Annotated in this window: 14 protein-coding genes; 8 read left to right on the top strand and 6 right to left on the bottom strand. The window is 58.8% G+C overall.

What is annotated here, in order from left to right:
* Positions 1–26 precede the first annotated feature (26 nt).
* Positions 27–1,229: an acetate kinase gene (locus tag PG888_RS09065; protein ID WP_182938898.1), complete on the bottom strand. Its 1,203-nt coding sequence runs from the start codon at positions 1,227–1,229 to the stop codon at positions 27–29.
* A 304-nt stretch (positions 1,230–1,533) separates the two neighbouring features.
* On the opposite strand from PG888_RS09065, the gene yfbV reads away from it, so the two are divergent.
* Entirely contained in the window at positions 1,534–1,974 is a 441-nt protein-coding gene (gene yfbV, locus PG888_RS09060; protein ID WP_005339116.1) for a terminus macrodomain insulation protein YfbV, read from the top strand.
* Positions 1,975–2,033: 59 nt separating this feature from the next.
* On the opposite strand, the gene PG888_RS09055 is transcribed toward yfbV, so the two are convergent.
* From PG888_RS09055 to PG888_RS09045, 3 genes are all read right to left on the bottom strand, one after another.
* Complete coding sequence (locus tag PG888_RS09055; protein WP_107682606.1) at positions 2,034–2,534, bottom strand: YfbU family protein; 501 nt, start codon at positions 2,532–2,534, stop codon at positions 2,034–2,036.
* Between the two features lie 163 nt (positions 2,535–2,697).
* Positions 2,698–3,162: a thioredoxin-dependent thiol peroxidase gene (gene bcp / locus PG888_RS09050; protein ID WP_005358255.1), complete on the bottom strand. Its 465-nt coding sequence runs from the start codon at positions 3,160–3,162 to the stop codon at positions 2,698–2,700.
* Positions 3,163–3,186: 24 nt separating this feature from the next.
* Positions 3,187–3,720 (bottom strand): glycine cleavage system protein R, encoded by a 534-nt coding sequence (locus tag PG888_RS09045; RefSeq protein WP_005341119.1) that lies wholly within the window; start codon positions 3,718–3,720, stop codon positions 3,187–3,189.
* Positions 3,721–3,925: 205 nt separating this feature from the next.
* On the opposite strand from PG888_RS09045, the gene dapA reads away from it, so the two are divergent.
* From dapA to PG888_RS09030, 3 genes are all read left to right on the top strand, one after another.
* Positions 3,926–4,813: a 4-hydroxy-tetrahydrodipicolinate synthase gene (dapA, locus tag PG888_RS09040; RefSeq protein ID WP_182933540.1), complete on the top strand. Its 888-nt coding sequence runs from the start codon at positions 3,926–3,928 to the stop codon at positions 4,811–4,813.
* Positions 4,806–5,933: an outer membrane protein assembly factor BamC gene (gene bamC / locus PG888_RS09035; RefSeq protein WP_182938899.1), complete on the top strand. Its 1,128-nt coding sequence runs from the start codon at positions 4,806–4,808 to the stop codon at positions 5,931–5,933. Before dapA ends, bamC begins: the two co-directional genes overlap by 8 nt.
* Before the next feature lie 170 nt (positions 5,934–6,103).
* On the top strand, positions 6,104–7,207 hold the full coding sequence (locus PG888_RS09030) for a phosphoribosylaminoimidazolesuccinocarboxamide synthase (protein WP_075113691.1): 1,104 nt from the start codon (positions 6,104–6,106) through the stop codon (positions 7,205–7,207).
* Between the two features lie 128 nt (positions 7,208–7,335).
* Here the strand turns inward: PG888_RS09030 and PG888_RS09025 are convergent, their stop codons facing one another.
* Positions 7,336–7,938: a short chain dehydrogenase gene (locus PG888_RS09025; RefSeq protein ID WP_182938900.1), complete on the bottom strand. Its 603-nt coding sequence runs from the start codon at positions 7,936–7,938 to the stop codon at positions 7,336–7,338.
* Between the two features lie 97 nt (positions 7,939–8,035).
* Here PG888_RS09025 and PG888_RS09020 point away from each other — a divergent pair, with 97 nt between their 5' ends.
* The 4 genes from PG888_RS09020 to PG888_RS09005 all read left to right on the top strand — a co-directional run bounded on the left by PG888_RS09020 (position 8,036) and on the right by PG888_RS09005 (position 10,956).
* On the top strand, positions 8,036–8,935 hold the full coding sequence (locus tag PG888_RS09020; protein ID WP_270693281.1) for a LysR family transcriptional regulator: 900 nt from the start codon (positions 8,036–8,038) through the stop codon (positions 8,933–8,935).
* A 71-nt stretch (positions 8,936–9,006) separates the two neighbouring features.
* Positions 9,007–9,648 carry a DUF2057 domain-containing protein gene (locus PG888_RS09015; RefSeq protein WP_182938901.1) on the top strand — a complete coding sequence of 214 codons (642 nt, stop codon included), beginning with the start codon at positions 9,007–9,009 and terminating at the stop codon, positions 9,646–9,648.
* Between the two features lie 73 nt (positions 9,649–9,721).
* Positions 9,722–10,168, top strand: coding sequence for an HIT domain-containing protein (locus PG888_RS09010; protein WP_042656807.1), 447 nt, complete (start codon positions 9,722–9,724; stop codon positions 10,166–10,168).
* A gap of 89 nt (positions 10,169–10,257) precedes the next feature.
* Positions 10,258–10,956: a DUF3334 family protein gene (locus PG888_RS09005; RefSeq protein ID WP_042656806.1), complete on the top strand. Its 699-nt coding sequence runs from the start codon at positions 10,258–10,260 to the stop codon at positions 10,954–10,956.
* Between the two features lie 65 nt (positions 10,957–11,021).
* On the opposite strand, the gene PG888_RS09000 is transcribed toward PG888_RS09005, so the two are convergent.
* Complete coding sequence (locus tag PG888_RS09000) at positions 11,022–12,020, bottom strand: DUF2860 family protein (protein WP_182938902.1); 999 nt, start codon at positions 12,018–12,020, stop codon at positions 11,022–11,024.
* Positions 12,021–12,184 lie beyond the last annotated feature (164 nt).

The raw sequence follows: 12,184 nt of genomic DNA, 5'->3' as shown, positions 1-12,184 counted from the left end.
GGGCGGCCTCGAGGTTACTGCGTCAATTAAGCGCCGACCAGTTCCAGCGCGTCGTGGGCAATCACCCACTCTTCATTGGTCGGGATAACCAGGGCCTTGGTAGAACCGGCCTTGGTGATCTCGCCGCCCTTGCCAAAACGAGCCTTCAGGTTGGCGTCGTGATCGACGTCAAAGCCCAGCAGACCCAGCTTGTTCAGGGTGATTTCACGGATCGGGGCGGAGTTCTCACCGATACCACCGGTGAAAACAACGGCGTCCAGACGACCGTCCATGGCGGCAGCGTAGGCGCCGATGTACTTGGCCAGGCGATAGCAGTAAACGTCCATAGCACGCTTGGCTTCTTCTTTGCTGTCGTAGTTGTCTTCAACGAAACGGCAGTCGGAGGTGACTTCGGTCAGACCCAGCAGGCCGGACTCTTTGGTCAGCATGGTGTTGATATCGGCCACGCTCATGCCCAGCTTGTCGTGCAGGAAGAAGATGATGGCAGGGTCCAGATCGCCGGAGCGGGTACCCATGACCAGACCTTCCAGCGGAGTCAGACCCATGGAGGTATCAACAGATTTGCCGTTCTTGATGGCGCAGACGGAACCGCCGTTGCCCAGGTGGCAGTTGATGATGTTCAGCTCTTCAACCGGCTTGTTCAGCTGCTTGGCAGCTTCCAGGCTGATGTAGTAGTGGCTGGTGCCGTGAGCGCCGTAGCGACGGATGCCGTTCTCTTTGTAGAGCTTGTACGGCAGCGCGTACAGGAAGGCTTCTTCCGGCATGGACTGGTGGAACGCGGTATCGAATACGGCCACGTTCTTGTCAGCCAGCGCCGGGAATACGCGGCGGGCTTCACGGATACCGATCAGGTGAGCCGGGTTGTGCAGCGGTGCGTACGGAACGGCGGCTTCGATGCCGGCGATCACGTCGTCACAGATAACGACGGAAGAGGTGAAGCGCTCACCGCCGTGAACAACACGGTGACCGATGGCGATCAGGTTCTTGGCCAGTTCCGGATTGAGCGGCAGGATCTTGTTGACGATGAAGTCCAGTGCTTCCTGGTGAGCGGCACCCGCGCCCAGATCGGCACTGCCTTTCTCGCCATTCAGTTTCCACTTGATGCGGGCGTCGTCGAGGTTGAAGCACTCGGCCAGGCCGGACAGCAGGTCATCACCGGTGGTTGCGTCAATGACGGCAAACTTCAGGGAAGAGCTGCCACAGTTAAGAACAAGAACCAGCTTACTCATGAATAAATCCTATCGCAGATTGGGTTGTGTAGGCGGATGCGTTGGACGCGGTGCGACCAAAAACTTTCAACTTATCCTTATGAGGGTTGGCAATCTGTTGCTTGCCCCTTGTATAGTGATACAAGACCCGAAATCCAGACGTCCCTGACAGGTCAATAGCAAGAAGCTTTTGACGCAAAAATGGGCGTACAAAGGATAACCCGATTGTTGAAAAATAACAAAGTCATCCTCAACCTTTGTTACTTTGCATCAAATTTTGTCGAGGTTTTGCCGTTAGTACGTTCAAAAAGCGCTCGGAGGTAGTATGAGCATGAACATTTTTGGAACTAAGTTACAGCAAGGGCGCCATTATATGACGCTTTGGCCGCGCCGTCCCGAGCTCAATTCGATGTTTCCTGAAAATCGGGTGATCAAGGCGACCGAGTTCGCTCTCAAGGTAATCCCCGCGCTGGCGGTGCTGAGCGTGATGCTGCAGTTCCAGTTTGGCGAGCTGCACTACTGGCCCTCCGTCATCACTTCCGTGCTGTTTCTGCTCAGTTTGCCGCTGCAGGGCTACTACTGGCTTGGTCAGCGGGCCGACACCCGTTTGCCCCCTTCGCTGGCGAGCTGGTATCGGGAGATCAACGGCAAGATGAACGAGCAGGGGGGCCGCCGTCAGCTGGTGTCACAGCCGCGCTATGAAGAGCTGGCCGATACCCTCAAGGCTGCCTTCCAGCAGCTCGATAAATCCTTTCTCTACGAATAACCCGATTCAGATGCAAAAAGGCGCCAGTGGCGCCTTTTTTGTTGCGGTCGGAGTGCGGATCAGGCCGCCAGTACCTTGCGGATCTCCTGGATGGAGAGCTTGTACTGACGCGGGCACTGACGCCATACAGTCAGCATCCGCTGGTATTTGTCGCGCATGGCGATGTCGCTGGAGAGCTCGTCGCACGGGCACTTGAGCTCGGGGAAGCGCTTGTCCACCTCCAGCAGGAAGCAGACATAGTCAGCCAGCTCCCGCTCCTGACTGCGGCTGTAGCCGTTGAACTCCAGCCGGCTGGCATTGATCTCGCCCTGATCGGCGGCATCCAGATTGCCCCATGAGATGGCCAGTGCGTGGTGCAGCTCCAGGGTATCGATCACCTCCTGGCAGGTCGCCAGATCCAGATGGCCGAAGCTCTTCTCCAGCTCGAGGATCTGCAGACAGTAGCCGCGCTCGATGATGGTGCTGGCGCGCTGGTAGGCGTCCGCCTTCTCCGGGTTGAGTTTCGCCAGAATTTCGTACTGGTTGCTCAGGATCAAACGCTCAGTGTTGCTCATGTTCATGGGGTATCTCGCTGGAAGATGATTCTGGGATCACGTTAACCCATATATAAAATGAATTTTTTGATCTGGGCGGGGGAGTTGGTGAGAAAAATCTGCAGGGGAGGGGCGGCTGGCCAGACAAAAAAGGCCTGCGTGGCAGGCCTGTCAATCACGCAGGGGAAGGTTACCCCTTGAGGAAATCCAGCACCACCTGATGGTGATCGCTGGTCTTGAACTTGTCGAAGTGGTGGGCAATCTTGCCCTCTTCATCGATCAGGAAGCTCTGGCGGTGAATGCCATCATACTCCTTGCCCATAAATTTCTTCGGGCCCCAGACGCCAAAGGCATCGGCCACGGCGTGGTCTTCATCGGCCAGCAGGGTGAAGTTGAGCTGGTCCCGCTCTTCGAACTTTTTCAGCCGTTTGGCCGGATCCGGGCTGATGCCAAGTACCACCACATTGAGGGCGGCCAGCTCGGCGTTTACATCGCGCAGGCTGCAGGCCTGGGTGGTGCAGCCCGGGGTCATCGCCTTGGGATAGAAGTAGACCAGCACTTTTTTGCCGCGCAGGCCAGCGAGGCTGACCTGATTGCCATTCTGGTCGGGCAGGGAGAAATCGGGGGCGGGGCTGCCAGCTTGTAGTGGTTGCATGGGGTCTCCTCGGGTAAAACGCCCTCAGGCGTGTTTGCGATTGACGATAAACTCGAACGATTCGGCACCCAGTTGACGACAGAATTCGGCGAAGGCGGTTTGCGAACCTTCCACTTCACCCTCTCTGGCCAGATTGAGCTGAAAACTGATCTTCAGCAGGTTGAACGGCTGCTGCTCCAGGGTCATGGATTGCATCGCCTGGATGTTCCAGCCATGTTCGCTGAAGAACTGGGTGCACTGGCTTACGATGCCGGGCTCGTCGCGGATCAACAGGTCGGCACTGGCGCGGACGTCATACTGCAGAGACTGGTGGCGTTCGGTGCGTTTCATCATGGTGATGAGATCCCACTCCTGGCTACGCAGGGGCAGGCTGATTTCGAGTTGCATCAAGCTGTTCCAGTCGCCCGAGAGCAGCATGATAAAGGTAAATTCATTGCCGAAGATGCCAAGGCGGCTGTCCACAATGTTGCAACCACAGCCACTGACGTGGCGGGTCACTTCATTGACGATGCCAGGCCTGTCCGTGCCGATGGCCGTTACGACCAGGTAGTGAGTCATAAATCTTCTCTCGTCCGTTATTTCGTTGCGAAAGCCGCGCTGGCAAGCCAACCCTCCGGCCCTGATGACCACTCCCTGAGGGGCGCTGCCGACTTTCGTCCATTGCTTTTTGTGCCGGATGGTATCACGGCTTGCCCCCTCTCTCCCTTGTTTTTCAAAGGGGGCAGCTTTACCATTACGCCCCTGAAAATCGGGAGAAAAGTCCATGTTACGCGGTAGTATTGTTGCGCTCGTTACCCCCATGCTGGCTTCAGGTGAAGTCGATTGGGCCAGTCTGGCCAAACTGGTCGACTATCATGTCAGCGCCGGGACCAGCGCCATTGTTGCGGTGGGTACCACGGGGGAATCGGTGACCCTGAGCGAGCAGGAGCATATCGCCGTCGTTGAAAAGACTGTTGAGTATGCCGCCGGACGCATTCCCGTCATAGCCGGTTGCGGCTCCAACAATACCGCCCATGCCATTGAATTGACCAGACGACTGGCCAAAACCGGCGTGGTGGCGGGCCTCTCGGTGACCCCTTATTACAACAAACCCACTCAGGAAGGTCTCTATCGTCACTATTGTGCGATCGCCGAGGCTAGTGGTCTGCCCCAAATTCTTTATAATGTGCCCGGTCGAACCTGCTGCGATCTCAAACCGGAGACCGTGGCCCGTCTGGCCAAGGTTCCCGGCATTATCGGTTTGAAAGAGGCAACCGGTGATTTGAGCCGCACCCCGCTGCTGCGCGAACTGTGCGGGCCGGAGTTTGCTCTCTACAGTGGCGATGATGCCACTGGTTGTGATTTTATGCTGCAAGGTGGCGATGGCGTGATTTCGGTCACCACCAATATTGCAGCGGCCCAGATGGCCGACATGTGTCGTGCTGCGCTGACCGGTGATGCCGGGCGGGCGCATGACATCAACAATCTTTTGATGCCGTTGCACAAGACTCTGTTCTGCGAACCGAGCCCTACCCCGGTGAAATGGGCCTGTGCCCAACTGGGGTTGATTGCAACAGCCACCTTGCGACTGCCGCTGGTTGACCTCACCCCTGAGGGCGAACAGCTGATGGCGCGAGCACTGACCACAGCGGAGTTGATGGCGAGTGTTTAAATCTAATGGAAAGGGAAATAGAGCCCGTCTGGTGCTGAGCGTTGCGACCCTGGCCGTCTTGGCCGGTTGCAGCACCCCCCAGGATCGCAAAATGGCCAACCGCGACTTCGATTATGAAGATGCCCGCCTCGAGGGTCGCGCGTTCTTGATCCCCGCAGGATTGAGCGCCCCCACCTTCAACAGCCAGTACGATATCCCGCCGCTGCCCGAGAGCAGCCGTGAAGGTGTCCTCGGCGCCCAGATCGACGTGCGCCCGCCCGCCCAGCTGCTGACCGTGGTACCGGGCAGTCAGGTGGTGCAGGCCGCAGCCGAACCGACCGTTGCCTTCTATGCCCTGAGCACCAGCCAGAGCGTGGAGCGCGATACCTGGTCGTTCCTGATGAACTTCCTGGCCAAACACAAGGTCACCACCGAGAAGCTGGATCAGCAGGACGGCGTATTGCAGACCGGCTGGTTTGACAACACGGTCGCCCTCGATGGCTGGGGTGAAGATGACGAAGATTTCAAAATCCGTCAGCGTTACCAGTTCACCGTGCGCAACGATGCCCAGCGCCACGCCGTCAACATGTCGGTCCGGGTGCTGGATCACGAAGAGACCATCGACGGCGAGACCAGCAACAAGCTGACCCCTGCCGATGCCCAGCGCTATGCCGCGCGGGTGCTGAACCAGTTCTCTCTCTATTACGACAGCCAGCTGAAAGCCCGCGAACAGCACAAGTTCAACGATGGTATGGGCCTGCAGCTGGGTCTGGACAACAACGAACTGAGCGCCTGGATTGCCGAAGGCTCCTTTGATCAGGTGTGGCGTCGCCTCAACCAGGTACTGCCCGCTTACGGTTTCATCATCAAGGACACCCAGCAGTCACTGGGTTGGATCGACGTCGAGTACGAAGAGCCGGGTGCCGAGTTCTGGAAGGCGAAAGGGAGCGAGCCGTTCAAACTGGAGGAGGAGAAATACCGCTTCCAGCTTGGCGAAATGGCGGGAGGCAAGACCTCCATCACCCTGTTCGACAAGGACAAGAAGCCGGTGTCGTCCGGGGTTATCTCCCAGATGTATATCAGCCTGTCCGAGGCGTTCGCCAAGGGGCTGGCCGATCAGGCAGCAGCAAAAGCAGAATAAATACAGGGGCCTTGTGCCCCTGTTTTGTTATCAGAATTCCCCTGAATACGAGGGGGGATTCTGATCGGTTTTCGATGAGGTGAGCCCCATTGCCAGCATGCTGCAAACAGAGCGCGCGGGTGAGGGACTCGCGATGTTTACCCCCCCACAAACAGGAAGTGTTATTAGCCATGAGTCTTGCAGATCAAGTATTGGCGGTGAATGACGATTTGCCGATCCGTACCGATAAACCTGTCCATTCCGGCAAAGTGCGCAGCGTCTACTGGTTGACCCCCGAAGACAGTGCCCGGCTCATAAAAGAGAAAGGCTATGATGTGCCGGCCGATGCGCCCCTCGCCCTCATGGTGATCAGCGATCGCATCTCGGCCTTCGATTGCATCTGGCAAGGTGTGGATGGCCTGAACGGCGTACCGGGCAAAGGGGCGGCGCTCAACGCCATCTCCAGCCACTGGTTCAAGCTGTTCAAGGAGAAGGGACTGGCCGACAGCCACATTCTGGATATTCCGCACCCCTTCGTCTGGATCGTGCAAAAAGCCCGTCCGGTGATGATCGAGGCGATTGCCCGCCAGTACATCACCGGCTCCATGTGGCGTGCCTACAAGGATGGTGAGCGCGAGTTCTGCGGTATCACCCTGCCGGAAGGGCTGAAAAAGGATCAGAAGCTGCCGGAGATCCTCATCACCCCTTCTACCAAGGGCGTGCTGAAAGGGCTGGATGGCGTGCCGGAAGCCGATGACGTCAATGTCTCCCGTGCTGATATCGAGCGCCACTATAAAGGCTTCAACTTCAGCAAACCGGCCGATATCGACCGCTACGAAGTGCTGCTCAAAGAGGGCTTCAACGTCATCAGCGACGCGCTGGCCGCACTGGATCAGATCTTCGTCGATACCAAGTTCGAGTTTGGTTACGTCCACGATGCGGCGGGCAACGAGAAGCTGATCTACATGGACGAAGTGGGCACCCCCGACAGCTCCCGTATCTGGGATGGCGCGGCCCTGCGCGATGGTCAGATTGTCGAGAAGTCCAAAGAGGGTTTCCGTCAGTGGCTGCTCAACCACTTCCCGGATCCGGACATCCTGCTCAACAAGAACCGCATGCCGGAACGTTTCGCCCTGGCTCGCGACAACAAGCTGCCCACCGAAGTGATGATGGATATCTCCAACACCTACGTCGGGATCGCCGAGAAGATCATCGGCCACAAGCTGGAGCGTTCTGCCAATCCCAAGCAGGAGATCATCGAGGTGCTGCGCGAGCAGTACGGTCTGATCGATTAAGGGTTGCCCTCTTTTTTTGTCGCCAATAAACAAACGTTTGCTGGTGGCGAAGGAGATAGGCAGAGAAACAGACGGGCCCCGCAGCGGGGCCCATTTTTATTGCTGGTCTGGCGGCAAGCGAGCGGCGATCAGCCGTTGACCCTGAACACCTGACCGGTTTGGATGCCCAGCACCGACTTTTTGTAAGCCTGCGCGACCTTGGCGGCGGGCACCGGCACGAAGCCCGGGAAGAAGTCGGCGTATTTGTCCATCGACTCCTCCAGCACGGTGGGGCTCACCACATTGATGCGAAGGCCCCTGGGCAGTTCGCAGGCGGCCGCTTTCACAAAGTGATCGATGGCGCCGTTGATGGTGCTGGCGCTCACGCCCCAGTTGATTGGCTCCTCGCTCAGGATGCCGCTGATCAGGGTAATGGAACCCTTGTCAGTCAGATAGGGAATGGCGGCGCGGGTCAGGTTGATCTGGCCCATCAGCTTGCTCTCCACTCCCACCTGCCACTGCTCATCGGTCATCTCGGTCAGACCGTTGAAGGCCACGCTGCCGCTGGCGACGACCAGCGCATCGAACTGGCCCAGCTTGGCGAACAGCGCCTTGATGGCGGCGGGATCGCGCATGTCGACCGTGGCATCACCACGGCTGTGGCCGACCCGGATCACCTGATGATCTTTGGCAAGCAGTTCACTGACCGCGGAGCCGACGGTGCCGGAGGCACCCACAATCACAATTTTCATCTGCATCACTCCTGGTTGGGATGTATCGATTTTAGCGCAACAGAAAATGCGAAAAAGCGCGTAAAATAAACCCATTGTTTCCATATTGGAGCTAATGATGGATATCGCCCATCTGGCCAGCTTTTACGAAGTGGTGCTGCGCGGCAGTTTCTCGGCCGCTGCCGATACGCTGGGTGTGAGCAAGGGGATGTTGAGCCGCCACGTCAGCGCGCTGGAGTCCTCCCTCAATGCGCAACTGTTGCAGCGCACTACCCGCCGCCTCAGCCTGACCGAGGCGGGCAAGACCCTCTATCAGCAGGCGGGGGAGATCTTCGCGCTGGCACGACAGGCGGAGCAGGATATTCAGGCGCTGACCGAAGAGGATGGCGGCCGCCTGCGCTTTACCTGCCCGGTCAGCACCGGCGATCGCATGGTGAGCGAGCTGCTGGCCAGCTTTGCCGCGCTCTGCCCCGGAGTTGAAGTCGAGCTCAACTTCACCAATCAGATGGTCGACATGAGTCAGGGGGAGAACGACATCGCCCTGCGCGCTATGAACGAGGTGCCGGATAATCTGGTGGCCCTGCCGCTGGGGCGGCTCAAGGATGTGGTGGTGGCGAGCCCCGCACTGGTGGCGCGCGAGGGGCGTCCTGCCACCCCCTATGAGCTGAGCGGGCGCAGCTGCCTGTTGCAGGGGCACAATCCGGCCTGGGAGCAGTGGCACTTTATCCATGAGGGGGAAGAGGCCCACATTCTGGTGCAGGGCAAGGTGCGGGCCAACCACTACAGCACAGTGTTGCAACTGGCGCGCGCTGGTATGGGCTATGCCAAGTGCCCGCTGATGCTGGTGGAATCGCTGCTGATGGCGGGGGAGCTGGTGACCGTGCTTGACGAGTGGCAGAGCGGTCTGCATCAGCTTCATGTGCTGCATGCCCAGCAGCGGCGGGTACCGCGCAAGATCCGGCTGTTCAAGCAAGTGCTGGCCCAGTGGTTTGCCGAGCGACCCAACTACCTGCTCTGAGCGGCGTTATTTTTCTGTCATCTTCGGCTGCTACCCTGCGCCCATCATCGGCATCAGGAAGATCAGCGGGAATGAAGAGCAATAGAGGGTTGACCGGGTTTGTGCTGCTCTGTGCAGCGTTGGCGGCGGGCAGTGCGCAGGCCGTGGTGGAAGTGAAGGTGCCGGATAATTTCCGTATCCTCGCGGTGAGCAACGGCACCCTGCAGGATGAGCAGCATGCCACCCTGGCGGATGGCGAGCAGCAACTGCTGGTGCGCTTCGAGGGGGTGATCCCCAGTCGCAGCAGCAGCGAGAATGATCGGCAGGTGCGCTCCGAGCCGCAGGTGGTGCGCTATCAGGGCAGCAATCAACATTTGCAGCTGACGGCCAGCGTACCGGGGGACGAGCGGGGGATGCAGACCTATGCCAAGGCACCAGTGGTGACGTTGCAGGAGAATGGCCGGGCGCTTGCCATCCAGCAGGATGCGCTGGTGACCAGTGGCATGCTGCTTGGAGTGGATTGGAGCGGCAAACTGGCTGAATACAACCGCAGTGGTGGCAAGGCGGCGCTGACGGCCGTCGCTGTTACAAAGCAGCCAGCGGCTACGCTCGCCAGCGGGGCGCAACCCGTTGTGGCTGCCAGCGAGCTGGAAGGGCAGTTACAGCAGTTGTTCCTGCAGGCCGATCCGGCCCTGCGCAAGCGCTTTATCGGTTGGGCCGTGCCGCAGCTTTAAGTTTTCCGCCCGTTGCAGTAACGTGGACACTCCTTTTTCAGGCGCTCTGTTCATCGTACTCAACGAGGTTTTCATGTTTGAATTGCATTCACGCCTGCAGGCAGATACCCGGTGGCTCGGGGATCTGCCCCTCTGCCGTGTCTTGCTGGCCAAAGATAGCCAGTATCCCTGGCTGATCCTGGTACCGCGGGTGGCCGATTTGCGGGAAATTCACCATCTGGCGCCGGAGCAGCAGCAACAGCTGATGCAGGAGTCCTGCGCCGTCGCCGCCCTGATGGAACAGGCCCTCAGCCCGGACAAGATCAACATAGGGGCGTTGGGCAATCTGGTGCCGCAACTCCACCTTCACCATGTCGCCCGCTTTGCGACGGATCGCGCCTGGCCCGGCCCCATCTGGGGAGCTCATCCGGCCGTGCCTTACGAGCCACAAGTTTTGGCGCAGCAGGCCGATACATGGCGTGCCCGGCTCGCCAAGCTGAGCGGTTTCACCCCTGTGGCTGCTGATAACGGAGTCAACTGAGAGGCGTGTCGCTATTTCAGTCTCCGGGCCGCGCCATCTGTTAGAGTTATGGTATAGATAAGCCCATTTTCGAAGTTCAGGAAGGTCCCATGATAGTGACAAGATCCGATGACGATGCCGTATTGACCACAGAGGATGTGCTGCTCAGCCTGTGCAACTCGGTGACGGACGTTTTGAGTGCCGCGACCATGAGTCAGGTGCGTTTTTCCGGCATGGTGCAGCGGATCAGCAAGACCTGCCTCAAGCCCGATATCGGCTGTTTCGTGCTGTTCGATGGCGGTTTTTCCGGTCTGGTGGTGATCAACTTCTCCGCCGCCGCCGCCATGGAGCTGTACGAGAGCTACATGCTCAGCATGGGGCTCTCCAAGGAGGATCTCGCCATCTCCCACACCTCTGACGAGGTGAGCAACGTGATGGGTGAGCTGATGAACCAGATCGTCGGCAGCTTTACCGTCAAGGTGGGCCGGGATCTGCAGACCCATATCACCCAGAACCAGCCGAAGATGCTGGCCCTCAACAAGCAGGTGATGCTGAGCGTCGATACCAATCTCGACAGCCCGGAGTCCCGCCGCGTCACCTTCTTCACCGCCCGCAACAACATCTTCTATCTGGAGCTGGCGATGGACAAAACCGAGTTCATCCGCATCCACAATGAGGGGATGGAGCACGAGGAACTGGATCCCGATGCGCTGATCGCCCAGACCAAGCTGGATGCTGCCAAGCCGGTTCAGGCTGCAGCCCCGGTCGCCAACGATCACGACGATCTGCTCGACTCCCTCGGGATTTGAGACGCAAGCCAGACGACATCAAGGCCACTTTCGAGTGGCCTTGTGTTTTTGCGCTGCACCAGAGGTCAGAAGTTGTAGAGCAGGCCGGTGCTGAAGCGGGTGGCTTGTGAATCGTAGAAGCTGATATCCGAGCGGGATTTGCCATACGCCGCGCTGGCGGTCGCCGAGAGGGCACTGACGCCAAACAGGTTGTGCCAGAAGAAGATGGCGTTCGCCGCAAACTCGTCGGCATCGGCGTACTGGCCGAAGAGGGGGTTGGCCTCGTCATAGTTGCTCTGGCCGAGGTAGAGGTTGCTGACAAATGACCACTGGGCGCCCCGCTTGGCATAGGTCAGCTGCATGCCGCTCTGCTTGTAGCGCTGGGCGCGCCCGTCGAGATCCGCATCGCGATAGATCAGCGCGGGCTCAATCACGTGGCCGCCGCTAAAGCGCCACTGATAGGAGAGTTCGAGGGCGTGGATCTTGCCGTTGCGATCGAGGGCCGAGGCGTAGTTGGTATGGTGGATGGCGTCGTATTGCTGGCCGCTGCGCTCCTCATCCACGTCGATGTTGCGGGTGGTCAGGCTGCCATTGAAATTGCTGCCCCAGATATTGTCCCAGCTTGCCCGCACGCCGGTCGAGTTGATGTCGGTCGAGCTGCGGGCCACCCCCACGGCAAACGGATCGCTCCACTGCTCGGTTGGCATGGCGCTGAACACCAGCGAGCCGCCGACAATCCCCTTGTCCCCCAGCTCCTGCCGCAGCCCCAGTTGCTGGGTGAAGTCGAAGCGAATGGCATCCTGGATCAGGTTGCCGAGAAAAATTTGGGTGCGGGTATCGGCAAAGGTGTAGCGGATGTCGGCATTGATCAGCGGAGTGACGGCCGAACTGCTCTGCGGGCTGCCCAGACCGGAGAGGGTGTTGTGGTCATCATCGCCGCTGTAGAAGTTGGATTCATAGTTGACGACATTGATACCGCCCAGCAGAAAACCGGACCAGCCGGACTCTTTGGGTATGCTTCCCAAATCGGCATGGGCGCTGTTGGCGACAAGCAGGCCAAGGCCCAGCAGAGAGATGTGACGCATCGAAGTGTTCTCCTGATCCGATCGTTCGGGATGAAAAGATGAGGTTCAAGTTGCCGACATTCGTCAGCCAGCTCACAGAATCGTGACGCAACGGGATGAGATAAAGAAGAGTTCCCCCTGTTGTGCTGGTATTCTGTACCGCGAATATCGGGGGAAAACAACAA

This window comes from Aeromonas sp. QDB23 (assembly GCF_027707745.1).
In the GTDB taxonomy this organism is placed as follows: domain Bacteria; phylum Pseudomonadota; class Gammaproteobacteria; order Enterobacterales; family Aeromonadaceae; genus Aeromonas; species Aeromonas allosaccharophila.
The sequence above is the reverse complement of the archived record's forward strand: the minus strand, read 5'-3'. Positions and strand labels throughout refer to the sequence as shown.